The sequence below is a fragment of the Burkholderia sp. AU31652 genome (assembly GCF_002223155.1).
In the GTDB taxonomy this organism is placed as follows: domain Bacteria; phylum Pseudomonadota; class Gammaproteobacteria; order Burkholderiales; family Burkholderiaceae; genus Burkholderia.
In genome coordinates, this window is sequence record NZ_NKFG01000007.1 from 172,747 (window position 1) to 197,838 (window position 25,092).

The following is a 25,092-nucleotide window of genomic DNA, read 5'->3' on the forward strand; positions in this document are numbered from 1 at the left end:
CGCGCGCCGTCAGGGCTTGCGGCCGAACGCCTCGCGCAGCTTCCGCTTCGCGCGTTCGAGCGTGGCGCGGCGCGTTTTCGGCAGGTTGCGGCCCGCGCGGTTCACGTAGAAGTTCAGCATCGACATCGCCGACTGGAATGGCGACCCGTGGCGGCGGCGGCTGTGTTCGGCCGAATGCTTCAGCGACGCGGCGATCGCGACCGGGTCGTCGGACTTGAAAATATTGGGTTCGATGTCGAGCGCATCGCTTTTTTGCGTGACGTCGGCGGACCAGCGCTTGCGGTGGTGCGGGTCGGTGCCGCGGGCGCGGCCCGGGCGTCGCGTCAGGTGCTTGCCATGCGCGTGGGTAGCGGTAGCGGAAGGCATTAAGTCGGCTCCATTGGGGTGACAGGGACGTAGGTGACGGGTTGGCGACGCAAACCGCGTGCCGCGCGGCGCGCGTGATCCGTACGACGAACCCGTGCCGGACGCGGCACGGGTGTTGCTGCACAAGACGGGCTGGACGTGCCATCCCGCCAACACGCAGGAGGACATCATGCAATCGCATTCCCGGATCTGGCTGGAAAACGACGAGATCGACAACGATGCCGATGGCGACATGATCGACGCCGACGATCTCGATACGACGGTCCATGTCGACGTCTCGACGGGCAGGATCATGTTTCAGGCGGCGTGGGCGGAGGCGGCCGACCCGCCGCCCGAGACCGCGCGGCATTCGGTCGTGCTCGTGCTCGACTGCGACACGATGGAGCGCTATGCGGATCTCGACGAAAGCACGCGGATACGCGTGCACGCGATCCTGCACGCCACGGTGGATGACCTGCTCGAGCGCCTGCCCGACGAACACGTGACGCTGACGATCGAGCTGACCGATGCGATGCTCGACGCCGCGCGCCGGCTGCAGTAGCCGCACGGATCGGCTTTCCGATACTCGAGATTGGCGCGCGCGAACGGGCTGGCAGGCACGCCGCTTGCTGCGCGACCGGCATGGCACGACACGTGCCGCCACGCGGACGGAGGGGCTCATGAGCGGAAAGTTGAGGCATTGCAAGGTAGCCATGCTCGCGGTCGGGGACACACCGATCGATCGCTTTTCGGCGCGGGGCGCCTGAGACGATGGCCGCCGATTCCGCCCGCCGCGTGACGCTGGTCGACGAGCCGCCCGTGTTCGACGGGGCGGCGCTGCAGTTGCGTTTCGTCGTCGATGTCGATGGCGAGCTGCAAACCTGCGCCATCACGGTCGAAGCGCTGGAAGATCATTTCGGCGCACGCTCCGCGCTGGAGGCCGACTTGCGCGATGCGTTCGAACAGGGCCGCGCGCGCATCGCAGCCGCCTGCGCCGACGTGCTGGGCGACAGCAGCGGCGGCGGCAACGGTGACGGTAACGGTAACGGCGGCGTGGTGCTGCACAGCGGCTATTTCCGTGCGCCGGCCGGTCGTGCGCGAGCGGGCCTGTTCCGGTCGCGGCGATCCTGACCCGGCTGTGGTTCCCCCCGCGTGTCGTACACCGGTTTGCCTCCCGCCGATTTGTCTCCCGCATTACACGCCGTTGAAAACTTTGCACCGCGCACGGGCCGCCGTGTGGTGCCACATCGTGCCGCGCGCAAGCGGCACGGATAACGAGGGCGCCACGCAACCCGGCATGGTCCCTGCATGCATTGCTGCTCGCCGGCGCGCATCTCGCGCAGCCGCCAACGGGGAACGAGCATGCTGACCGCCCATGAATTCGCCACGCTGCTCCTGGTGCATCGCGCACCGGAGCAGATCCAGATTGACCGCGAGGATGTCCTTGCGCTGGTCGAACAGCACCTGATCGTGATGCAGCACGACGACGCGTCCGGCGAGCGCCGGCCCGCGTTGACGGCCGACGGCCTGTCGGTCGTGCAGTGCGTGCAGCGCAACGACGCGCGAGAGCCCGATGTCACCGACGCGTGACGGGTGGATGCGGGGTTTCCGGTGAGCGGCTAGCTGCGGATTGCCGGCGGGCGCGTTGTCGTGAGGCTTGCTTTATTGTCCGGCCGGTCGTTCAGGGCGGTATCGATCAACGATCGCGGCATCCGTGGAGTCGCCGTCGCGAAAGGCCGAGAATACTGCTTCGACGATCGCGGGCCAGATACCCGGCTGCTGCAAGACGGGCATTTCCTTCGGCCCAGCCAATGCGCAAAACCGATTATGGAAGCTCGTTTCGGGCGTAAATCGATTTTGGATGTACAAAAACGATTACACGCAGGCTGTCTTGCACAAATTTGATTTTCCCTGGCAACTGGGGGTACGAGCAAATGCGCGATGCTCGTGACTAAAGACAAACGCCACGACTTCCCGGAATTTCATCGGCGGAAACGAGCGTGCGCTGGACGATCACGATTCGCTCGTTGGACGCGTAGCCACCAGCACGGCAACCGGTAGCGCGGCCAGCCAGTCACCGAGCTTGATCAACCCTCCCGGCACGTCGACCGCATCCCCCGCCTCCAGTCCATCCATCCACGGCCCGTCGATATCGCGCGGCAGCACGACCGCCGTATCGCCCCATTGCGCGGGCTCCACGCGCGGCAATTCCGGCGCTTCGCCGAGCAATCGACCCGCGAGCCGCGTCGCGACCACCACCACGGTGGCCTCGTCGCTGCAGCGCGCGAACGCCACCGCATGACGCCCGAGCGGGCCGCGTACGCGCAGCGGCACGTACGCGCCGTCCGCGAACGTCGCCGGCCATCGCGCGCGCAGCGCCAGCATGCGCTCGACCAGCGCCCGCTTCACGCGCGCATCGGGCCACGTCGCCAGATACGACGCGACCGGCCCGTCGACCCGCTCGGCCGCGAGCGCGGCGAACGGCACGTCGCGGCGGTTGTCCGGATCGACGAGCGAGTGATCCCATGCTTCAGATCCTTGATACAGGTCGGGCACGCCGGGCGATGCCATTCGCAGCATGGCCTGCGTCAGGCTGTTGACGACGCCGGCCGGCGCGATCCGCGCGACGAACGCATGGAGCCGATGGACGAAGTCGCCGGCGCCACGCGGCCGCAGGATCGCGCGGACGAACGCTTCGCAATCGCGCTCGTAGCGCATGTCGGGCGCGAGCCAGTCGGTGTGACGCTTCGCCTCGCGCAGCGCTTTCGTCTGCCACTGCACGACGCGTTCGGTGAGCGCCGTGAGCCCCGCCGCGTCGTCGGGCGCGAGTTCGGGCGGCCAGCAGCCGACGAGCGTCTGGTACAGCATCGCCTCGGCGGCCGGCCCCGGCGCCCATGCGAGGTCGCGATGCGCGCCGCCGCGATGCGGCCGGTTGAGCGCGGACCAGTCGAGCGATACCGCGCGCCACGCGTCGGGCATTTCGCTGAGCACGGCGAGCCGCGCACGCGCGTCTTCGCCGCGCTTGTGGTCGTGCGTGGCGGTGGCGACGAGCCCGTGCGGCACGGTGCGCGCGCGGCGCCGGTTGCGCGCATGGAACGCGCCGCGCGACAGGCTGAAGTCGCCCGCGTCGGCACCGACTTCATTGCGCGACAAGAGCCGGCCGTAACGATAGTGAGCCGTATCCTCGACACCCTTCGCGGCCAGCGGCGCGGTGAGCTGCGCGAACGCGACGCGCGCCGCGTGCAGCGCGGCGGCATCCGCGCGCGGCACGCGTGCGACCGGCAACCCGAGCCAGGTGGCGACGTGATCGAGTGCGAACCGGTCGGCAGGATCGACGGCCTCGACCGCCCGTTCGTACGCTTGCGCGAGTACGCGACGGTCGGCGTCGGCGGGTTCTTCGTCCTGCACCGGATACATCCGGTACACGGGCAACTGCACCGCGAGTTCCCCCAGTACGCGCCGAATCGCGATCCGGCTCACGTCGCGCGTCGCGGGTGCCGCACGTGCCACGCCGTGCAACGCCCGCGCGGCGCGCGCATGCTCGACGGCGAGCTGGCGCATCAGCACGCGCCGCTTGCCGTCGAGCGCTTCCTGCGCGAACGTGCGCGACGAACCCGACACGTGCGCCCAGTGCGCGGCGAGCGGCGCGGCGCCGGCGGGATCGTGCAGCAGCGCGCCGACATCGTTCATGAAGTCGTAGCCGGTCGTGCCGTCGACAGCCCAGTCGGCGCGCAGCGATTCGCCGGGCGCGAGGATCTTCTCGACGACGATGTACGGCCGCGCGTCGCGTTGCGCGGCCAGCCGCTGATGCAGCCGCCGGCCATACGCGCGCGGATCGGCGAGGCCGTCGACGTGATCGACGCGCAGGCCGTCGATGTAGCCGGCCGCATGAAGCCGCAGCGGCAGCGCATGGACGGCATCGAACACCGCATCGTCGTCGACGCGGGCGGCCGCGAGCGTCGCGATGTCGAAGAAGCGCCGCCAGTTCAGCTCGTCGGCGGCCGTGCGCCACCACGCGAGCCGGTAGTGCTGGCGTTCGAGCACCTGGTGCAGGCAGGCACGCGAGCGCGCGCGGCGCGGATCGGCGCCGCGCAGCACCGCGTCGAGCGCATGCGGGCCGTGCGCGGCAGCGTGATCGCGCAGCGCCGCATGCGCGGCGGCCAGTCGCGTGCTGTCGCGCGGCGGCGCGGCGTCGAAGCGTTCGGCGAGCGCGTTCAGGTCCGCGCGGTTCGCGAGGCGCAGGAGTTCCGCGTAGGTGGCGGCGGCCACCGGCAGCCGTCGCCCGGGGCACGACACGAAGAAGCGCCCGGTGGCCGGATCGGCGTCGAGCGTAATGTCGCCGGCCGCGAGCGCTTCGCCATACGGCGTGCCGAGGCAGGGCAGCAGCACCTTGCCGTCGAGCGCCGCGTCCGGCGGATGCCAGTCGATGTCGAAGTGGTGCGCGTACGGGCTCGCGGGGCCCCATTCGAGCACGTCGTTCCACCAGCCGTTCGACGAACCGCCGACGCCCATGTGGTTCGGCACGATGTCGACGATCACGCCCAGCCGGTGCGCGCGCAACGCATCGACGAGCCGGACGAAACCGGCTTCGCCGCCGAGCTCGGGGTTGAGCGTGCCGTAATCGACGGTGTCGTAGCCGTGCCGCGAACCGGGTTCGGCCGTCGCGACCGGCGACAGGTACAGGTGGCTCACACCGAGCCGCGCGAAATAGCCGGCGTGCGCGGCCGCGTCGTCGAACGTGAAGCCCGCATGCAGCTGCAGTCGCAGCGTCGCGCGTGGCGTCATGGGCCGGGCTCCCGCGAACCGCGTGCGCGCACCACGGCCGCGATGCGGTCGCGCACGTCGGCGTCGAACAGCGTGTCGATCGGGCGTGGCAGGCGCTGCCGCCAGTTCGGGTGCCCGCAGGGCGGCCCCGGCAGGTTCGGCTGCGTGTCCAGCGCCAGCAGGTCCTCGAGCGGCAGGATCGCGAGCGGCGACGGGCTGCGCGCGACGTACGCGAGTATCTCGGCGACCGGCGGCGCATCAGCCGGCGGGGCGGTGTCACCGGCCGGCGCGCAGCCTGCTTCCTGCAACGCTCGCCACAGCGCCGCGCGTTCGGTGGCGCGTGCAGCATGCGCGGCGACGACGTCGGGGTCGACGGCGGGCGGCGGGGGGGCGGGGCCGGCTTCCGGGGGCGGCGTGGTGTCCGCGGTGTCGGGCGGGGCGGCGGCGCCGGGCACGGTCGTGTGCCGATCATCCGCGCTCGCTTCATCCGGCGGTGTGGGCGGCGCTGCGTCGCGCGCCTCCGCGTCGTCGGACTGCTGCGCCGCCTCGGCCGCGATCCGCCGCCAGGCCAGATCGACCCCGCGCCACCAGCCGGCCACGGTCGGCAGATCGTGCGTCGACGGCATCGCGATCGCGTCGCGATCCCATGCCGACGGCGGCCGGAAGGCGCCGCCGGCGTCGCGCTCGAACCACAGCACGCGCATCCCGGCGATGCCCTGCGCGCCGAGCCGTTCGCGGAAGCCGGGCGGCACCGTGCCGAGATCCTCGCCGATCGCGAGCGCGCGATAACGGGCCGCCTCGAGCGCGACGAGCCGCACGAGATCGTCGACCGGATAGCGCAGGTACGCGCCGTCGCGCGGCGAGCCGCCGTCCGGCACGATCCACATCCGCGCGAAGCCGAGCACGTGATCGATGCGGATGCCGCCCGCATGGGCGAACGCCGCGCGCAACAGCTCGACGAACGGCACGAAGCCTTCCGCCCGCAGCGCGGCGGGCGTCCAGGTCGTCACGCCCCACGCCTGGCCGGCCGCATTGAACAGGTCGGGCGGCGCCCCGAGCGACACGCCGCGCAGCAGCGTCGCGCCGTGCGCCCACGCGTCGCTGCCCGCGCGATCGGAGCCGACCGCGAGATCGGCGATCAGCCCGGTGGCCATGCCCGCGCCGCGTGCCGCGTGCTGCGCGTCGCCGAGCGCGCGCGACGCGCACCATTGCAGGTACGTGTGGAACGCGACCGTGTCGGCATGGGCGTGCGCGAACGCATCGACTTCAGCCGATCCCGGTTCGCGCCACGGCGCCGGCCATTTCCGCCAGTCAAAGCCCGCCCCGTGCTCGAGGCAGAACGCCTGCAATGCGTCGAAGCGCGCGTGCGCCTCGAGCGCCGCACCGCCCGCGGCGCGAAACCGCTGGAAGGTGTCACGCGACGGGTCGTCGCTGGTGCGCCATGCGTCGAAGCACGCGCGCAGGCGCCGCAGTTTAAGCGGCAGCACGTGCGGCCAGTCGATCAGTGGTGCGTCGGCCGCGGCGCCGGTTGCGTGAGGCACGGCCGCGGCGCCCGGCACCGCGTCGCAGTCGAGATACGCGACGTTGTGCCAGCGCCGCGACGACGGCGAATACGGGCTGTCGTGCGCGGGCAGCGCCGGAAAGCCGGCGTGGGTCGGGCTGATCGCCACCGCCTGCGCGCCGTGCCGCGCCGCATGCGCGGCCAGCCGCGCGAGCGCGGTGTAGTCGCCCGCGCCGTCGTCGCCGGCGCGGCGCAGGCTGTAGAGCTGCGCCGCGATGCCCCAGCGGCCGCCCGCATCCGCCGCGCGCGGATCGACCGGTTGCGGGCGCGGCGGCGCGATCGTGAGCCCGATGCGCTGGTCGCCGACGTCGAGCGCGTGATAGCCGGGGATCGCGAGCGGCGGCAGCGTGCCGTGTTCGCCTTCGCCGCCGACGCGCCCGTCGACATGCCCGCCCGCTTCGAGCGTGATCCGGAAGCGCGCGCCGGGCGGCGCGATCGCGGCCGGCAGGGTCGGCGGCAGGCCCGCGTCGCCGGTGACGATGCGCGGGGGCGCCGCGTTCGCGTCGGCGAGCGCGTCGGCGCTTTCCACCCGCTGGGCCGCCGTGCCGCACGGCCAGCCGAGCGCGTCGACGAGCCTGACGAGGGCGTCATCGTCCACCCGCCGCGCGATGCCGCCCGCATCGGTCCAGTCGGTTTCCAGGCCGGCCGTGCGCGCGAGTTCGGTGATCGACACGTCGGCCGTCATGATCGGCCCTGCCCGTTCATGCGGTGCTGCCGCGCATCGTGGTTGACCTCGCCGTCGCGCCACGCGATGCACGCGCGGGGCGGCAGCCGCAGGTCGCGCAACCGGTCGCGTGCGCGCGGCGGCGTCTCGAACACGATCTTGCCGACCGGCAGCGCGGGCAGCACCGCGTCGCGCGAGCCGAGGTTCAACGCGATCGTCAGCGTGCTGCCGTCGCCGAGGCGCCAGCGCGCCGCAAGCGCCTGCGGGTCGCCGTCGCCCGCGAGCAGGTCGACGCCGAGTGCGCGCGCGCCGGGCAGGTTCGGCGTCACGAGCGCCGCACGCACGGTCAGTGCGCTGCGGTAGAAGCGCCGCCAGGCGTCGGTGTCGGGCGTGGTTTCGTCGCTGCTGCCGTGCAGCGTCGAACGCACGAACGTCGCGATGTCGTTCGGATCGGGAATCGCGTCGCGATGCGCGGCGTCGGCGAATGCCGGAAAGGCCGCGAATTCGCGGCGCCGGCCCTCGCGCACCGCGTCGGCGAGCGCGCCGCGATAGTCGGTGAAGAACTGGAACGGCTGGGTGCTGCCGTCTTCCTCGCCCATGAACAGCAGCGGGATCGACGGCGCGAGCAGCAGCAGCGCGGTCGCCGCGCGCAACGCGTCTTCGTTCGCGAGCGTGCGCAGCCGTTCGCCGAATGCGCGGTTGCCGACCTGGTCGTGGTTCTGCAGGAACGCGACGAACGCGGTCGGCGGCAGATGCGCGCTCGGCTCGCCGCGCGGGGCGCCGTCGTGCAGCGGCGATGGTTCGCCCTGGTATGCGAAGCCTTCGCCGAGCGTGCGCGCGAGATGGCGCAGCGGCGCGTCGGCGTACGCGCGGTAGTAGCCGTCGCGCTCGCCGGTCAGCAGCACGTGCGCGCTGTTGTGGAAATCGTCGTTCCATTGCGCGTCGAAACCGCCGGGCCCGAGCAGGCTCGCCGCATTGCGCTCGTTCTCGAGCACGAGGTGCACATGGCGCGTGTCGCCCGCGTACGCGCGCACGCGGCGCGCGAGTTCGCGCAGCCACGCGTCGTCGTCGATCGCGTGCGCGGCATCGATGCGCAGCCCGTCGAAACGGAATTCGTGGAGCCAGTACAGCGCGTTCTCGATGAAGAACGCGCTCGTCTGCTCCCGCGAAAAGTCGATCGCCGGCCCCCACGCGGTCTGACGGTCCGCGCGGAAGAACGCGGGCGCGTAGCGCGGCAGCAGGTTGCCTTGCGGGCCGAAGTGGTTGTAGACGACGTCGAGAAACACCTGCAGCCCGAGCCCGTGCGCGGCATCGACCAGCGCCTTCAGTTCCTCGGGCCGTCCGTACGACGGATCGGGCGCGAACGGCAGCACGCCGTCGTAACCCCAGTTGCGCGCGCCGGGAAACGTGTTGACGGGCATCAGCTCGATGGCGGTCACGCCGAGCGCGGCGATGTCCGGCAGCCGCCGCTCGACGCTCGCGTGGCCGCCGAATGCGCCGATGTGCAGTTCGTACAGCACCGTTTCGTGCCACGGGCGGCCGCGCCACGCGTCGTGGCGCCAGCGGTACGCAGCGGGATCGACGACCTGGCTCGGGCCATCCACGCCGCCGGGCTGGAAGCGCGACGCGGGATCGGGCACTGCGAGATCGCCGTCGAGCCGGTAGCGATACAGCGTACCGGGGCCGCACGGCACGACGGCCTCGAACCAGCCTTCGCCCACCGCGGTCATCGGGACGGCGGGCCGGTTTTCGCCTTCGATCTCGACGGCGGCCGTGCGGCTCGCGGGCGCCCACAGCCGGAAGCGCGTGCGGTCGGCCTCGACGCAGGTCGCGCCGAACGACGTGTCGAACGCGTGCGAACCCGATGGACGGGCGGGGCGTGATCTCATGTCGGGTCTCCCGGAGACAGGTCGGTCGGCACGGCGGCCACCGCGATCGCGGCCGCGTGCGCGGCGACGTCGAGGCCGTCGGCCGGCCACGAGCGCGGGCCGGCGTCCGGCGTGGCCGTGTCGACCAGCACGCGATAGTCGAGCGCCGGCGCGGGCGGCGCGAACACGACCGTCTCGGACGACGCGTTCAGCATCACGAGCAGCGCCTCGGTGCGGCCGGTGCGGCCCGTGCCGACGCGGCGCATCGTCAGCGCGCGGCGCTCGTGGTCCTGCCACGCGGGCACGGTCATCGCGTCGCCGTGCTCGTCGAACCAGCCGATCTCGGCCATGCCCGGCGCCGCTTCGCGGTCGCCCGACGGATAGCGCGGCGCGGACATCACCGGATACATGCGCCGCAGCGCGGCAAGCCGCGACACGAAGCGCATCAGCGTCACCGCTTCGTCGCCGCGCGCCAGCTCCCAGTCGAGCCACGACAGCTCGTTGTCCTGGCAGTACGCGTTGTTGTTGCCGTGCTGCGTGCGGCCGAACTCGTCGCCGGCCACCAGCATCGGCGTGCCGAGCGCGGTAAACAGCGTCGCGAGCATCGAGCGCGCGACCCGCGCACGTACCGCGCGGATCGCCGGGTCGTCGGTCGGCCCCTCGACGCCCCAGTTCGCGGTGCAGTTGTCGTCGCGGCCGTCGCGGTTGTCCTCACCGTTCGCGTCGTTGTGTTTCGTCGAATACGACACGAGATCGGCGAGCGTGAAGCCGTCGTGCGCGGTGACGAAGTTGACCGACGCCCACGTATGGCGCCGCTGGTGGTTGAACAGGTCGGCCGACCCCGCGAGCCGCGCGGCGAGCTCCGGCCGCTGGCCCGGGTCGCCGCGCCAGAAGCGCCGCACCGTGTCGCGGAAGCGGTCGTTCCATTCGGCGAAACCGGGCGGGTGGCGGCCCAACTGGTAGCCGCCGGGGCCGAGATCCCACGGCTCGGTGATCAGCTTGCGCTGCGCGAGCACCGGATCCTGCCGCAGCGCGTCGAAGAACCCCGCGCCCGGATCGAAGCCGTGTTCCTCGCGGCCGAGCGTCACGCCGAGGTCGAAACGGAAGCCGTCGATGTTGAACGCGGTGGCCCAGTAGCGCAGCGAATCCATCACCATCTGCACGACGCGCGGATGCGACAGGTTCAGCGTGTTGCCGCAGCCGGTCTCGTCGACATGAAAGCGGCGGTCGTCCGGCCTCAGCCGGTAGTAGCTCGCGTTGTCGAGGCCGCGCCACGACAGCGTCGGGCCGAGCTCGTTGCCCTCGCAGGTATGGTTGTAGACGACGTCGAGCACGACCTCGATGCCGGCCGCATGCAGCTGGCGGATCGCGATGCGCATCTCGTCGAGCCGCCGCGTCGCGAGATACGCGGGCTCCGGCGCGAAGAACGCGGCCGTGTCGTAGCCCCAGTAGTTGCGCAGCCCGCGGTTCACGAGCGCGCGCTGCTGCAGGAACGCATGGACGGGCAGCAGCTCGACCGTCGTCACGCCGATCGACAGCAGGTGATCGATGAACGCCGGATGCGCGAACGCCGCGAACGTGCCGCGCTCGGGCGGCCGCAACCCGGCACGCCGCATCGACGCGCCGCGCACGTGGGTCTCGTAGATCACCGTGTTGCGCCACGACACGCGCGGGCGCCGGTCGGTGCTCCAGTCGAACGCCTCGTCGACCACCACGCACTTCGGCATCGCGGGCGCCGAGTCGCGCCGGTCCATCGACAGGTCCGCGCGGTTCGAATGCAGGCGATAGCCGAACAGCGCGTCCGACCAGCGGAACTGGCCGACCAGCTTGCGCGCATACGGGTCGAGCAGCAGCTTGGTCGGGTTGAAGCGATGGCCGTGCTGCGGCTGGTACGGGCCGTCCGCGCGAAACCCGTACACGGTGCCCGGATGCGCGTTGGGCAGGTAGCCGTGCCAGATCTCGTCGGTGCATTCGGGCAGGTCGAGGCGCGCCAGCTCCTTGCGGCCGGTCGGATCGAACACGCACAGCTGGATGCGGTGCGCGTGCGCGGAAAACACCGCGAAGTTGGTCCCGAGGCCGTCCCAGGTCGCGCCGAGCGGATAGCTGCGGCCGGATTCGAGACGGGCGGGCAGGGCGGTCGGCATGGGGCGGATCTCCGTGTCCAGGGTGCGGGAAATCAGGCAGGGCGCAGCCATAGCGTCGCGAGCGGCGGCAGGCGCAGGGTGGCCGACCACGCCTCGCCGTGCGCGGGCACGGCTTCGGCCCACACGGCGCCGTCGTTGCCGGCGTTGGTGCCGCCGTACGGCGCGGCATCGGTGTTCATCAGTTCGCGCCACTGTCCGGGCGCGGGCAGGCCGACGCGATAGCTCGCGCGCGGCACCGGCGTGAAGTTGCAGACGGCGACCACCCGATGCCCGGCGTCGTCGCGGCGCGCGAACGCGAACACGCTGTTGTCGCGGTCGTCGCCGATCAGCCAGGAGAAGCCGGCCGCGTGGCAGTCGAGCGCATGCAGCGCCGGCTCGGCCGCGTACGTGCGGTTCAGGTCGCGCACGAGCCGCTGCACGCCGCGATGCGCGGGCGCATCGAGCAGGTCCCAGTGCGGCGTCGCGTCGTGCGCGAACTCAGCCCATTGCGCGAATTCGCTGCCCATGAACAGCAGCTTCTTGCCGGGGTGCGCCCACATGAAGCCGAAGTACGCGCGCAGCGTCGCGAGCCGCTGCCACGCGTCGCCCGGCATCTTCGCGACGAGCGAGCCCTTGCCGTGCACGACCTCGTCGTGCGACAGCGGCAGCACGAAGCGCTCGGAGAACGCGTACACGAGCCCGAACGTCATCCGGTCGTGGTGATAGCGGCGATGCACCGGGTCCTCGCGCAGATACGCGAGCGTGTCGTGCATCCAGCCCATGTTCCACTTGAAGTCGAAGCCGAGCCCGCCGTCGCCGGTCGGCGCGGTGACGCCCGGCCACGCGGTCGATTCCTCCGCGACGGTGACGACGCCGGCCGGCGCGGCCGCCCCGTGCAGCGTGTCGTTCAGCATGCGCAGGAACGCGACCGATTCGAGGTTCTCGCGGCCGCCGTGCACGTTCGGCACCCATTCGCCTTCCGCGCGCGAATAGTCGCGGTACAGCATCGACGCGACCGCGTCGACGCGGATGCCGTCGACGTGATACCGGCGCGCCCACGCGAGCGCCGAGGCGGCGAGGAACGCGCCGACTTCCGTGCGCCCGACGTTGAACACGCAGGTGTGCCAGTCGGGATGCAGCCCTTCGCGCGGGTCGGCGTGCTCGTACAGCGCGGTGCCGTCGAACTGCGCGAGGCCATGCGGATCGTCGGGGAAGTGCGCGGGCACCCAGTCGACGAGCACGCCGATGCCGGCCGCGTGCGCGCGGTCGACGAAGCGCGCGAAGCCGTCGACCGGCCCGAAGCGCGCGGACGGCGCGAACTGCGCGAGCGGCTGGTAGCCCCACGAGCCGCCGAACGGGTATTCGGCGATCGGCATGAACTCGACGTGCGTGAAGCCCATCCCCTTCACGTACGGAATCAGCCGCTCGGCGAGTTCGTCCCAGGTCGCGCTGCGGTTCATCTCCTCGGGCACGCGTTGCCACGATTCCGCATGCACCTCGTAGATCGACCACGGCACGCGGTAGCGGTCGGTGTGCGGCCGCGCGTGCATCCAGCCGTCGTCGTGCCACGCGAACGCGTCGAGCGCCGCAACGTCGGCGACGACCGACGCCGTGCGCGGCGGCGCCTCGGTCGCGCGCGCACAGGGATCGGCCTTGTGCGGCAGCACGCGCCCGTCGGCCGCGCGCACCTCGTATTTGTAGCACTCGCCCGCGCCGATGCCCGGCACGAACAGCTCCCACACGCCCGACGGCCGCCGCAGCCGCATCGGATGGCGGCGGCCGTCCCAGCCGTTGAAATCGCCGACCACCGACACGCGCTGCGCGTTCGGCGCCCAGACGGCGAAGCGCACGCCGTCGGTGTCGTCGATGCGCGCCGGCGCCGCGCCGAGGCAGTCAAGCACCGCGGCCGGGTCGCCGGCGGAGAAGCGGGCGAGCACGGCGTCGTCGAGCAGCGTGCCGAACGCATACGCGTCGTCGATCACCTGTCGCGCGTCGGGCCAGTCGATCGCGAGCAGATAGTGGGGCGCGCCGCCGTCGCGCGGGATCGTCCCCGCGAAGCAGCCGGCGCGATCGACGCACGCGAGCGCGCCGAGGTCGTCGCCTTCCGGCGACAGCGCATGCACGCTTTTCGCGCCGGGCAACAGTGCGCGCACGACGACCTCGCCGGCCTGCCCGTGCGGGCCGAGGCAGGCGAACGGATCGGGATGACGGCCGGCGAGCAGCGCATCGATGTCGGATCGTTCGAACAGCGTTTCAGTCATTGCGTGCCTCCGTCGTCGGATGCGCCGCCGTCGCCGAGCAGCCGTTCGACCAGCGCGGCGAGCCCGCCGACCGGCACGCTCAGCCAGTCGGGCCGGTTCGCGGCTTCGTAGCACAGCTCGTACGACGCCTTGTCGATCAGGAACAGCGCGAGCAGGCGATCGGCGTAGCGCGGGTCGACGAAACGCGCGGGGGCCTGCTCGGCGGCCATGCGATAGCAGTCGACGAAGCGGTCGGCGGCGGCCTGCCCGAAGCGGTCGAACAACGCACGCTTGCGGCCGGCCGCCTGCGGCGGCGCCTTCTCGATCGCGAACTGCGCGGTCGCGCTCACGTACGACAGCGACCGCAGCAGGCCGGCCACGTCGCGCAGCGGATGCGATTTCGCGCGGCGGTGTTCGAGCGGGCGCGCCGGCTCGCCTTCGAAGTCGATCAGCAGCGCGTCGCCCTGCACGTCGAGCACCTGGCCCAGATGGAAATCGCCGTGGATCCGCATGCACTGCGCATCGAGCGTGCGCGGCACGAGCTCGCCGAGCGCGCGCACGGCCGCGTCGCGCGACGCGAGCAGCGTGTCGGCCGCCGCGCGCATGGCAGGATCGAGCGCATCGAGCCGCGTGTGCAGCACGTCGAGCGCGTGCTCGAACGACGCGATCGCGTCCGCGCACCAGCCGTCGACGTGTTCGGGCGTTGCATGCTCCGGCGCGAACGCGGGGTCGTCGGACGGCTGCGCGAGCGCGACGTGCAGCTGGCCGAGCCGCGTGCCGATGATCCCCGCGAACGCCGCATAGCCGAGCAGCGCGTCGGGTTCCTCGTTGGCGTCGTCGGTGTGCTCTTCGTCGGCGGCCGGCAGCGCGAGTTCGTCCACCGCGCGCCGCAGGAAGTCGAACGAGCGCGTCCACGCGTCGCCCTGGTTGTCGACGTAGCGCTGCAGGATCGCGACCGTGTGCGGCGTGCCGTCCGGATCGACGTGCACGACTTCGCCCGCGAGCGTCGCGGTGTTCGGGTAGCCGATCCGCGTCAGGTACCGGCTCATTTCCGCTTCCGGATGCACGCCGTGCGCGACCTTGCGCACCAGCTTCAGCACGATCGCGTCGCCGATCACGAGCGAGCTGTTGCTCTGCTCGGCCGCGAGCCAGCGCACTTCGGCGTCGTCGCCGGGATCGAGTGCGGCGAGCGCGTCTTCCGGCAGGAACGCGAGCCGGCCGCCGTCGGTGGTCGGCACCGTCGCGCCGTCGCGCAGCTTGCGCAGCATCCCGTGCGCGAACGCCGGCAGCGCGAACGCATCGGTCAGGTAGCCGACCGAATGGCCGCGCCGCACGCGCGCCAGCGCCAGCTGCGCGAACAGCGGCTGCGAGGTTTCACCGCCCCACGCGGCCGCGAGCGGCACGACGTAGCGTTCGACGTCGCCCGTCTCACCGGATTCGACCCAGGCCTCCGCATACTGGAACGGTTCGCCCGGCACCGGCGTGACGACGTTCAGCCGGGCCGTGCCGATCGCGCGGTCCTTCGACGCGAACCAGCGCCGCCGCGCGAGCCACGAGGGCAGGGCATCGTGCGCGAGCACGTGCAGCTGTTCGACGTTCGGCCGTGTATCGCCGCGTCGCATCACGAGCGTCACGTATTCGGGCAGCGGCTCCGCGTGCGGCTGCCGCCACGACGGCTCGCGGCCGTGCTCGGCGAGCACGAACCACAGGAATCCGTACGGCGGAAAGGTCAGCAGGTACGTGAGCTGCCCGATCGGCGGAAACGGCGAATCCGACGTCATCTCGATCGGCACGCGGCCCGCGAATTCGGACAGGTCGAGCTCGACGGCCTGCGACGCCCGCGACAGGTTCGCGACGCACAGCACCGGATCATGGCCGTCCAGCTCGCGCAGGTACGCGAGCACCTTGCGGTTCTCCGGGCGCAGGAAGCGGATCGTGCCGCGTCCGAACGCCTGCGACGCGCGGCGCGTCGACAGGATGCGGCGCGTCCAGTTCAGCAGCGAATGCGGGTCGCGCGTCTGCGCCTCGACGTTGACCGCGTCATAGCCGTACAGCGCGCCCATCACCGGCGGCAGCACGAGCTGTTCGGGGTCGGCGCGCGAGAAGCCGCCGTTGCGGTCCGACGACCACTGCATCGGCGTGCGCACGCCGTCGCGGTCGCCGAGGTGGATGTTGTCGCCCATCCCGAGCTCGTCGCCGTAGTAGATCACCGGCGTGCCGGGCATCGACAGCAGCAGCGAGTTGATCAGCTCGATGCGGCGCCGGTCGCGTTCCATCAGCGGCGCGAGCCGGCGCCGGATGCCGAGGTTCAGCCGCGCGCGCCGGTCGCTCGCATAGGTCTGCCACAGCAGGTCGCGCTCGGAGTCGGTGACCATCTCGAGCGTCAGCTCGTCGTGGTTGCGCAGGAACACGGCCCACTGGTTGCTCGGCGCGAGTTCCGGCGTCTGCCGCATGATGTCGACGATCGGGAAGCGATCCTCGCTCGCGATCGACATGTAGATGCGCGGCATCAGCGGGAAATGGAACGCCATGTGGCATTCGTCCTCGTTGCCGAAATATTCCTGCACGTCCTCCGGCCACTGGTTCGCCTCCGCGAGCAGCATCCGGTTCGGATACTCGGCGTCGATCGTCGCGCGGATCCGCTTCAGGATCGCGTGCGTCTCGGGCAGGTTCTCGTTGCTGGTGCCTTCGCGCGCGACGAGATACGGCACCGCGTCGAGCCGCAGCCCGTCGATGCCGAGGTCAAGCCAGAAGCGCATCACCTGCATCACCTCGCGCACGACGGCCGGGTTGTCGAAGTTCAGGTCCGGCTGGTGCGAATAGAAGCGGTGCCAGTAGTACTGGCCGGCGATCGGGTCGTGCGCCCAGTTCGACGTTTCCGTATCGAGGAAGATGATCCGCGTGCCCGCGTATTTCGTGTCGGTGTCGGACCACACGTAGTAGTCGCGATGCGTGGAGCCGGGCTTCGCGCGGCGCGCGCGCTGGAACCACGGATGCTGGTCCGACGTGTGGTTGATCACCAGCTCGGTGATCACGCGAATGCCGCGTGCATGCGCTTCGCGGATGAAGCGCCGCACGTCGGCCAGCGTGCCGTAGTCGGGATGCACGTCGCGATAGTCGGCGATGTCGTAGCCGTCGTCGCGGCGCGGCGACGGGTAGAACGGCAGCAGCCAGATCGTGTCGACGCCGAGTTCGGCGATGTAGTCGAGCTTCGCGATCAGGCCGGGGAAATCGCCGATGCCGTCGTTGTTCGAGTCGTAGAACGACTTCACGTGCACCTGGTAGATGATCGCGTCCTTGTACCACAGCGGATCGTCCTCGCAGAGCGCCGGCGCGCGGCGGCGTGCGCGGCGCCGGCGCGGGGTGCCGGCCGGCGCCAGCGACGGGAATTGCGCGCGGCGTACGTCGTCGAGGGAATCTTCGCGTTTCATCATCCGTGGGCTCCCGAGGAGGGCCGGGCGTCGCCCGGTTCGCGCGCCGCCGCCCGCGCGGCGCCTGGAGACGGCGTGAGCCGCCAGATCGCATACGGGCGCACATGCGGATCGAGCGAGACGTACTGGCGATGCCCGCGCCAGGTTTCCGCATGCGTGGCGTCCTGTTCGAGCGCGTCGAGCGGTTCGCCGTCGACGAGCCCCAGGCCGCGCCACAGCGACGCATCGAGCGTGAAGTTCGTGACCTGCGGATGCCACGGATCGGTGCTGATCGCGACGACCACCACGCTGTCGAACGCCGGCGTCGCCTTCACGAACACGAGCACCGCGTCGTTGTCCGCGTCGGCGAACGTGAGGCCGAGATGGGTCTGCAGCGCCGGGTGCGCGCGCCGCGCGCGGTTCAGCCGCGCGACCTCGGCGCCGATATGCGCGGCCTTGCTCCAGTCGCGCGCACGCAGCTCGTACTTCTCCGCGTCCGCGTATTCCTCGCTGTCGGGCAGCGGCGCCGATTCGCCGAGCTCGAAGCCCGAGTACAGGCCCCACGAGCCGGCCAGCGTCGCCGCGAGCGCCGCGCGGATCACGAACTGCGTGCGCGGCGCGTTCTGCAGGTGGCGCGGGTTGATGTCGGGCGTGTTGACGAAGAAGTTCGGCCGGAAGAACTCGCGCGCCGGGCCGGTCGTCAGCTCGGTCAGGTAGTCGATGAATTCGCGCTTCGACTCGCGCCACGTGAAGTACGTGTACGACTGCGAGAAGCCGACTTTCGCGAGCCGATACATCATGGCCGGCCGCGTGAACGCTTCGGACAGGAATACGACGTCCGGATGCCGGCCGCGCACGTCGTCGATCATCCACGTCCAGAACGGCAGCGGCTTCGTGTGCGGGTTGTCGACGCGGAAGATCCGCACGCCCGCGTCGACCCAGAACAGCACCGCGTCGCGCAGCGCGAGCCACAGGTCGGGCAGCGCGTCCGGCGCGTAGAAATCGGGGTTGACGATGTCCTGGTAGCGCTTCGGCGGATTCTCCGCGAAGCGCAGCGAGCCGTCGGGCCGCCACGCGAACCAGCCCGGATGCGCGGCGAGCCACGGATGGTCGGGCGAGCACTGGATCGCGAAATCGAGCGCGATCTCGAGCCCGTGGCCGCGCGCGGCATCGACCAGCGCGCGGAACGAGTCGAGCGTGCCGAGCTGCGGATGCACGGCCGTGTGGCCGCCGTCCGGCGAGCCGATCGCGTAAGGGCTGCCGACGTCGTCGGGGCCGGCCTTCAGGCTGTTGTTGCGGCCCTTGCGCGCGGTCGTGCCGATCGGGTGGATCGGCGGGAAATACAGCACGTCGAAACCCATGTCGCGGATGCGCGGCAGGTGCGCGATCACGTCGTCGAACGTGCCGTGCCGGTGCGGATCGTCGCTCGCCGAGCGCGGAAACATCTCGTACCAGCTGGAGAAGCGCGCCGCGCGGCGCTCGACGTCGACCGGGAAGGTCGTCGTGTCGTGCGTGACGAACGGGCGGTAGCGCAGCGCCGCGAACGCGTCGGCGAGCGGCGCCGCGCCGAGCTGCGCGAGCCGCGCGTCGGCCGGCGCATCGTTGAATTCGGCGACGAGTCGTTTCATCTGCGTGAGCGCGCGCGTATCGCGCGGATCGGCGAGCTTGAGCGCGGTCGCGAGCAGCAGCTGCGCTTCGCGCAGTTCGAGCGTCACGTCCTGGCCGGCCGCGTGTTTCTTCGCGACATCGTGGACGAGCGAGGCCCAGTCGTCGCGCCAGGCAATCACGCGAAATTCATGGCGGCCGAGCCTGTCGAGCGCGACGCGGGCGTGCCAGCCGTCGTTCGGTTCGGCTTCGAACGGGATTTCGCGCCAGTCGTCGTCGCCGGCGGCGCGCCACTGCAGCGCGGCCGCGAGATGCGCGTGCCCGTCGGTGAAGATCGATGCGTGGACGACGAGCGTCTCGCCGATCACGCGCTTGACCGCGAAGCGGCCGCCGTCGACCGACGGCTCGACGCGCTCGATCGCGATCCGTTCGGCCGCGAGCGCCGCGGACAGCGCACCGCGCTCGTGTGCGGCGTCGTGGCGGGTCGTGACGGGCGGCGCCCGCCACGCATGCAGCAGCGCGTACGCGCCGGGGTCGAGCGTGAACGGTTCGAGCGCGGCCGGCGGGTGGGTTTGCGTGCCGCCGTGCGTGGCGACATGCGTGAATCCGCCCGGCACGCCGGGCAGGATCGTCGCGGGGTCGACCGTCACCGCTGCGTCGAGCTCGGGATTCAACGCGATCAGCAGCGCCGCTTCGTCGTGTTCGAGCGACGGCCCGGTGCCGCGCAGCAACGCGGTCGCCGGTGCGCCGGGTGCGCTCAACTGCACGATTTCGCCGCGTGCGGCCGCCACAGGCGTGGCGCGGCGCCACGCGTTCGCGTCGGCGATCGTGCCCGACAGGTCGAAGCGCGCGCGCTCGAACGCGGCGCGGTAGCGCGCCGCATCGGCGTCGCGCGCCATCAGCGGCACCGTGACGCCGCGCTCGAAGCCCATCGGCACGAGCCAGCCGGTGCCGACGGCGGCAGCGGTCCACAATGCGCGGCGATAGGCGCGCACGACGAGCTCATCCGGCGCGCCGGGCCAGTCGTCGGCGAGGCGTGTGCCGTCGAACGCGTCGGGAAACGCGATCGGCGCGCCGATGCGCCGCAGCAGCCGGTGTTCGTCGACGAACCACGGCGCGCGCAGATCCCACCAGCGCACCGATGAAAACACCGCGTCGAACCCGGCGCCTTCGAGCTGCGCCAGCGCGTCGCGCGCATGGCCGGGCACGCCGGCGAGCACCGCGGCGTCCGGGCGCGTACGGCGCAGCGCCGCGCGCCAGCCGGGCCACCAGTCGGCCGGCAAATGATGCGGCGCGTCGATCAGGAAGCCGGCCGCGCCCGCATCGGCGAACGCGGCGAGGTGCTGGCACCACCACGCGGACAGCGCATCGCGCGCGGCTTCATCGCCGAGGTTCGCGTGGGCGACATCCAGCGCGTGCGCGGTGCCGCGCGGATCGATCAGCGCGTCGTCGTGCGTGTGCTCGACGTACCAGTCCGGATGCTCGGCACGCAGCGGGTTCTCGCGCGCGACCCGATCCGGCACGACTTCGAGCAGCAGGCGCAGCCCGTGGCCGTGTGCGAGCTGGGCGAGCCGCGAGAAGGTTTCGAGCGCGCTCGCGCGGGTCGCGAACGCTTGGGACGGCCGCCGGAAATCGGCCACGTGGCGCGGAAAGCCGGCGACGCTCGCGGCCCAGAACGCGCCGACGAGCACATGATCGAAGCCCATGCCGGCGACATGCGCGAACGTCTGCGGCCATGCGTCGAGCGGTCCGACGAGGCGGGCGTCGCAGAAGTAGAGGTGCGGAGAAAAGGGCGGCGTGGAGTCCATGGCGCGGGCGTACGGGCGGCAGTCAATGACGCCGGTTCGCCGCAACGCGCGTGCCTGCCGGGTGGTTTCCCGTGGGGCAAGGGCGGGTGGGAGACCCGCGGCGGCGGGGACTGTCGTTTTTACATGACCGCTGGGTACTGCATGCACTTACATGCGCGGCACCGAGCGGATATCCGTGCTGTCGCCCGTGGCACGATCGTCATCGGCTTCGGGAAGCGGCACGCCGGGGTCGCAGCGCACCACCGTACCGTGTTCGATCCGGTGCGGGAACGGCGGCGGTGCATCGATTTCGTCGCCAAAGCGTGCGCGCACGAACGCCCGCAGCAGGGCCACACGCGCATCGCGCCCGTGCGCGCCGCAGGTGCACGGGCCGTCGACGAAGGTCGCGTCGCATTCGACGTCGTCGCCGTGCCGTGCGATTCGAAGATCGTCGACACGGTCGAGCACCGCGCCCGCATCGGACCACGACGTCGACGGCACGAAACACGTGTCGAGCCGCCTGAGTGCGTCGCATGCAGCCGTCACGACCAGGTGCGGTGCGACGGCGGTGAAACGCAGCGTGTCGTCGTCGTCGGCGCACAGCGCGCGTGCACACCAGTAGTCGAGATCGTTTCCGTCGAGTGCGTCGGTTCGCATGGGCCGGCTCCGTCCGATCAAAACGGGCTCACCGCGCAAGCGACGTGCCCGCTGCGGGGCGTCGCGCGCGTCCGGCACGATCACCATGCGTCGATGTCCCGGTTGCTGTCGATTCGCTGCAGCAGCACGTCGCAACGTTCGCGCAGCGCGTTCAGTTCCGGTGAATCGGCGTCGAGCCGCACCCGTTCGCCGCTGTCGGGATCGCGGTTCGCGATTGCGATGTCGTAGATCCCTTGCGCGATCGTCGCGGACGCGTCCGCGATCCTGACCCGCGCAAGCCATCCGCATTCGGCGTGATGGCACGCGAGCCACATCCGCTGCACGTCGACGAGCTGACCGGTCGTGAGCCATGCACCGGACCGCATGCGCGCGGCCAGCTGGCTCGTCACGAGATAGGAGAGCAGATCGGTCGTTTGATTCACACGAGGCTCCTTCGAAGGGTCGGGACGTTCGATCCGCGAGCCGGGTCGCGGGAGCGGAGCCGGGGAAGGCGTCGGTGCGCGGATCGTCGTCCGGTTGCAGGGGAACCGCTTCGCGGGCTCGGGCCCGTGCCCGTGGCGGTTCGGTGCGCGAGCGGCGCGCAAGCCGCGTGCCAGCGGGCCGGTATCAGGCACGGCGCGTGCGTACGGGGCCGAGGGGGTGCGCGGCGATCATGCGGCGCGTATTTTTTGCATCGCCATCGCAGATAGGTACAAGGAGGCCACCGTGCAAAATCAACAGGACGCACAGATTCGGGATCCGTATCGCGGGCACGAGATACACGTGTGGGCGCGGCGCAACGACAGCGGCGCGTGGCGCGACGAGGTGCAGGTGTATGTGGGCGGCAAGCGCATCGAGCTGGTCGCGCCGGCGGCCGATGGCCCCGACTGGATGACCGAGAACGAAGCGCTGCTCGCGGGTGTCGAGCGGGGGCGCTATCTGATCGACAAGCGCATTGACGACGATTGAGCTGCGCGGCGGCCGCCTGCCGGTTCGGCGCAGGCGTGGCCGGTGGTCGTTCGCGGCCTGACGAAACCGACGGCGCACCGGTGCAGGCGCCGTCGGCGAAGCAGGCGTTTCAGGGCCGCGCTGCAATCTCGTCGAGATGCCACAGCAGATCGGCCGGATCGTCGTACACGCGCAGCGCGCCCGCGCGTTCGAGTTCGTCGCTGCCGTACCCGCCCGACAGCAGCCCGACGCCGAGCGAGCGGCAGCGGGCGGCGGCGAGCATGTCCCAGATGCTGTCGCCGACCACGACCGTGTGTTCGATCGGCACGTTCAGTTGCGCGGCGGCCGTCAGGAACAGGTCGGGGTCGGGCTTCGCGTACTTGACCTGGTCGCGCGTCACCACCACGTGCTTCGCCGGGTCAACGCCGAGCGCTTCCAGATTGATGGCGGCCGTTTCCATCCGCCCGCTGGTCGCGATCGCCCAGCGTATGCCCGCCGCCGACAGCGCGGCCAGCAGTTCGCGCGCACCCGGCAGCGGCCGGACCTGCGCGCGCAGCCGCTGGTACGCGGCCGCATGGAGGCGCGCCAGCCGCTCGACGCGCTCGGCGTCGAGGTCGCCCGACGTCTCGCGCAGCAGCTGATTCAGGAACAGGCCGCCGCTCATGCCGATCTTGCGGTGGATGCGCCACACCGACAGTTCGATGCCTTCGGCATCGAGCGCTTCCTTCCACGCGAGTACGTGCTGGTAGACGCTGTCGACGAGCGTGCCGTCGAGATCGAACAGAAAAGACGTTTCAATGCGCATGTGTACCTCCTGGCTCGAAAGGGGGCGAGCGAACGGGTCGTGAGAAGCGTGTCGGCACATTATCGGCGCACGGCCGTGTCATGACCATGTCCCGCGGCCCACCGACGCTCCCCCGCGCCGCGCCGGGTCATGTGCCGCTGGTACAATCGCGGCGATCGCCGGGCCGGGTTCTCCGCGCCGCGCGCCCCCAACCCTCGTTTCGCCGATTCCAGGTATGGCTACACCGGACGCCGTCAGTTCCAAGCACTCGTGGTGGGGTGTCCTGACCCTGGCACTCACCGCCTTCATCTTCAATACCACCGAATTCGTGCCCGTCGCGCTGCTCAGCGCGATCGGCGACAGCCTGCACATGCAGCCGACCGACGTCGGCCTGATGCTGACGATCTACGCGTGGGCCGTGGCCGTCGTGTCGCTGCCGCTGACGCTCGCCACGCGCCACGTCGAGCGTCGCAAGCTGCTCACGTGGGCGTTGCTGGGGTTCATCGCTAGCCACGTCGTGACCGGCGTCGCGTGGAATTTCGCGGTGCTGATGGTTGGCCGGCTGGGCATCGCGTGCGCGCATGCGGTGTTCTGGTCGATTTCCGTGCCGCTGGCCGTGCGGCTCGCGCCGAGCGACCGGAAAAGCCGCGCGCTCAGCCTGCTGGCGATGGGCACGGCGATCGCGATGGTGGCCGGCATTCCGCTCGGGCGCGTGGTCGGCGAGACGTTCGGCTGGCGCGTCACGTTCCTGATCATCGCCGGCGCGGCGGGCGTCGCGTTGCTGCTGCTGCGCGCGACGTTGCCGGTCTTGCCGAGCGAGGGCGCCGGGTCGCTCAGCAGCATCGGCGTGTTCCTGCGCAAGCCCGCGCTGGTGGCGCTGTACGCGATCACCGTGCTCGTCGTGTCCGCGCATTTCACGTCGTACACGTACATCGAGCCTTTCGTCCAAAGCGTGAACCACGCGAGCAGCAGCCGGATCACCTATGTGCTGATCCTGTTCGGCGTCGCCGGCATACCGGCCGCGATCTGCTTCAACCGCCTCTATCCGCACCGGCCGGACGACTTCCTGCTCGGGTCGATCGTCGCGCTGGCGGGATGCCTGCTGATCCTGTTCCCGTGCGCGCTGAACATCGTCACGCTGTCCGTGCATACGCTGGTCTGGGGCGGGGCGATCGTCTGCTTCGGGCTGGCGATGCAGGCATGGGTGCTGAAGCTGGCGCCGGAGGGAACCGACCTCGCGGTGTCGATCTTCTCCGGGCTGTACAACGTCGGCATTGGCGCGGGCGCGCTGATCGGCAACCATATCGCCGGCGACTTCGGGCTGCCGTGGGTCGGCACGTTCGGCGGCGTGGTCGGCGCTGTGGCGGTCGGGATCGCGTGGCTGGCGCTGCGGCTGCACGCGAGGCAGGCGGTGGCCTAGGGCCTGTTCACGCTAATAACGGGCTTGCGGACGTGGCTCGCGCGTTGCCCGTCATGCCACCGAGTAGCCGCCGTCGGCCACGAGCGCATGCCCTGACACGTAGCTGGAATCGTCCGACGCGAGGAACGCGACGATCGTCGCCATCTCCTCGGCGGAGCCCCAGCGTCCTGCCGGTGTCGATGCGGCGAATGCCTGTTGCGCCTCTTCCGACGGCCAGATGCCGCGATGATGGAACGGCGTTTCGATCAGCCCCGGGCACAGTGCGTTCACGCGCACGCCGCGTTTGAACCATTCGATCGACGCGGTCTTCGTCATCCCGATCACCGCGTGCTTGCTCGCGATATAGACCGATGCATTCTCGAAGCCGATCAGCCCGCCCATCGACGCGTTGTTGATGATGCTGCCCGACCCCTGCCGCAGCATGATTTCAGCGGCGTACTTCATCGAGTTGAACACGCCGCGCACGTTCGGTTCGAACACCCTGTCGAACCGCTCGGCATCCTGCTCGAGCAGCGGCGCGAACACGCCTTCCGTGCCGGCGTTGTTGAACGCGATGTCGAGGCGTCCGTAGGTTTCTACTGCGAAATTGAACAGCTTGCGCAGATCGTCTTCGTTCGCGACATCCGCGACGAAGGTCTTCGCTTCGCCGCCGGCGGTCACGATTTCGTCGACCAGTCGATCGAGCTCGGGTTTGCGCCGCGCGGAGACGACGACCTTGGCGCCGCGCCGCGCGAGTTCGATCGCGGACGCGCGGCCGATGCCGGAGCTGGCGCCCGTCACCAGGGCGATGCGGCTGTCGAGTTGGGTCGGTTTCGTGCTTGCGTTCATGATGAGATTCTCCAGAGTGAGGGATGAAAGCGGCGCATGGGGCTGAGTTGAATCGGTTGAGATGCACGCTTGATGGGCATTGTGGTCGCTCGCCGATCGTAAAAAAATG

The 25,092-nt window shown here is 70.8% G+C and carries 17 protein-coding genes; 5 read left to right on the top strand and 12 right to left on the bottom strand.

All coding sequences use genetic code 11. The annotated features are described in order from the left end of the window. Nucleotides 1–9: 9 nt before the first annotated feature. The gene (locus CFB40_RS32755; protein WP_089433652.1) at nt 10–366 is read right to left on the bottom strand and encodes a DUF3175 domain-containing protein; all 357 of its coding nucleotides are present in this window, start codon (nt 364–366) and stop codon (nt 10–12) included. 169 nt (nt 367–535) lie between these two features. Here CFB40_RS32755 and CFB40_RS32760 point away from each other — a divergent pair, with 169 nt between their 5' ends. The 3 genes from CFB40_RS32760 to CFB40_RS32770 all read left to right on the top strand — a co-directional run bounded on the left by CFB40_RS32760 (nt 536) and on the right by CFB40_RS32770 (nt 1,935). Beyond that, entirely contained in the window at nt 536–907 is a 372-nt protein-coding gene (locus CFB40_RS32760; protein WP_089434009.1) for a DUF3022 domain-containing protein, read from the top strand. A 209-nt stretch (nt 908–1,116) separates the two neighbouring features. Beyond that, nucleotides 1,117–1,476, top strand: a complete 360-nt coding sequence (locus CFB40_RS32765; protein ID WP_089433653.1) for a DUF1488 domain-containing protein — start codon at nt 1,117–1,119, stop codon at nt 1,474–1,476. A gap of 231 nt (nt 1,477–1,707) precedes the next feature. Beyond that, entirely contained in the window at nt 1,708–1,935 is a 228-nt protein-coding gene (locus CFB40_RS32770; protein ID WP_089429619.1) for a hypothetical protein, read from the top strand. Nucleotides 1,936–2,358: 423 nt separating this feature from the next. Here CFB40_RS32770 and treY read toward each other — a convergent pair whose 3' ends face one another. The 9 genes from treY to CFB40_RS32815 all read right to left on the bottom strand — a co-directional run bounded on the left by treY (nt 2,359) and on the right by CFB40_RS32815 (nt 21,389). Further along, the gene (treY, locus tag CFB40_RS32775; RefSeq protein ID WP_089433654.1) at nt 2,359–5,130 is read right to left on the bottom strand and encodes a malto-oligosyltrehalose synthase; all 2,772 of its coding nucleotides are present in this window, start codon (nt 5,128–5,130) and stop codon (nt 2,359–2,361) included. Then, nucleotides 5,127–7,355, bottom strand: coding sequence for a 4-alpha-glucanotransferase (malQ, locus tag CFB40_RS32780; protein WP_089433655.1), 2,229 nt, complete (start codon nt 7,353–7,355; stop codon nt 5,127–5,129). The genes treY and malQ overlap by 4 nt, the downstream gene beginning before the upstream one ends. Then, on the bottom strand, nt 7,352–9,223 hold the full coding sequence (treZ, locus tag CFB40_RS32785; RefSeq protein ID WP_089433656.1) for a malto-oligosyltrehalose trehalohydrolase: 1,872 nt from the start codon (nt 9,221–9,223) through the stop codon (nt 7,352–7,354). The genes malQ and treZ overlap by 4 nt, the downstream gene beginning before the upstream one ends. Further along, nucleotides 9,220–11,346 (bottom strand): glycogen debranching protein GlgX, encoded by a 2,127-nt coding sequence (glgX, locus tag CFB40_RS32790; protein WP_089433657.1) that lies wholly within the window; start codon nt 11,344–11,346, stop codon nt 9,220–9,222. Before glgX ends, treZ begins: the two co-directional genes overlap by 4 nt. A 32-nt stretch (nt 11,347–11,378) precedes the next feature. Beyond that, nucleotides 11,379–13,586 (bottom strand): 1,4-alpha-glucan branching protein GlgB, encoded by a 2,208-nt coding sequence (glgB, locus tag CFB40_RS32795; protein ID WP_089433658.1) that lies wholly within the window; start codon nt 13,584–13,586, stop codon nt 11,379–11,381. Continuing rightward, the gene (treS, locus tag CFB40_RS32800) at nt 13,583–16,996 is read right to left on the bottom strand and encodes a maltose alpha-D-glucosyltransferase (RefSeq protein ID WP_089434010.1); all 3,414 of its coding nucleotides are present in this window, start codon (nt 16,994–16,996) and stop codon (nt 13,583–13,585) included. The genes glgB and treS overlap by 4 nt, the downstream gene beginning before the upstream one ends. Then, a complete protein-coding gene (locus tag CFB40_RS32805; RefSeq protein ID WP_089433659.1) occupies nt 16,996–20,388 on the bottom strand; it encodes a maltotransferase domain-containing protein in 3,393 nt (1,130 codons plus the stop codon). Before CFB40_RS32805 ends, treS begins: the two co-directional genes overlap by 1 nt. A gap of 147 nt (nt 20,389–20,535) precedes the next feature. Beyond that, nucleotides 20,536–21,024 (bottom strand): phage protein NinX family protein, encoded by a 489-nt coding sequence (locus CFB40_RS32810; protein WP_089434011.1) that lies wholly within the window; start codon nt 21,022–21,024, stop codon nt 20,536–20,538. Between the two features lie 80 nt (nt 21,025–21,104). Next, nucleotides 21,105–21,389: a hypothetical protein gene (locus tag CFB40_RS32815; RefSeq protein ID WP_089434012.1), complete on the bottom strand. Its 285-nt coding sequence runs from the start codon at nt 21,387–21,389 to the stop codon at nt 21,105–21,107. Between the two features lie 340 nt (nt 21,390–21,729). Here CFB40_RS32815 and CFB40_RS32820 point away from each other — a divergent pair, with 340 nt between their 5' ends. Beyond that, nucleotides 21,730–21,972, top strand: a complete 243-nt coding sequence (locus CFB40_RS32820; protein ID WP_089434013.1) for a DUF6566 family protein — start codon at nt 21,730–21,732, stop codon at nt 21,970–21,972. Nucleotides 21,973–22,081: 109 nt separating this feature from the next. Here CFB40_RS32820 and CFB40_RS32825 read toward each other — a convergent pair whose 3' ends face one another. After that, on the bottom strand, nt 22,082–22,756 hold the full coding sequence (locus CFB40_RS32825) for an HAD family hydrolase (protein ID WP_089433660.1): 675 nt from the start codon (nt 22,754–22,756) through the stop codon (nt 22,082–22,084). A gap of 214 nt (nt 22,757–22,970) precedes the next feature. Here CFB40_RS32825 and CFB40_RS32830 point away from each other — a divergent pair, with 214 nt between their 5' ends. Continuing rightward, nucleotides 22,971–24,155, top strand: coding sequence for a sugar transporter (locus CFB40_RS32830; protein ID WP_089429629.1), 1,185 nt, complete (start codon nt 22,971–22,973; stop codon nt 24,153–24,155). Nucleotides 24,156–24,206: 51 nt separating this feature from the next. Here CFB40_RS32830 and CFB40_RS32835 read toward each other — a convergent pair whose 3' ends face one another. Further along, entirely contained in the window at nt 24,207–24,983 is a 777-nt protein-coding gene (locus CFB40_RS32835) for an SDR family NAD(P)-dependent oxidoreductase (protein ID WP_089429630.1), read from the bottom strand. Nucleotides 24,984–25,092: the final 109 nt, after the last annotated feature.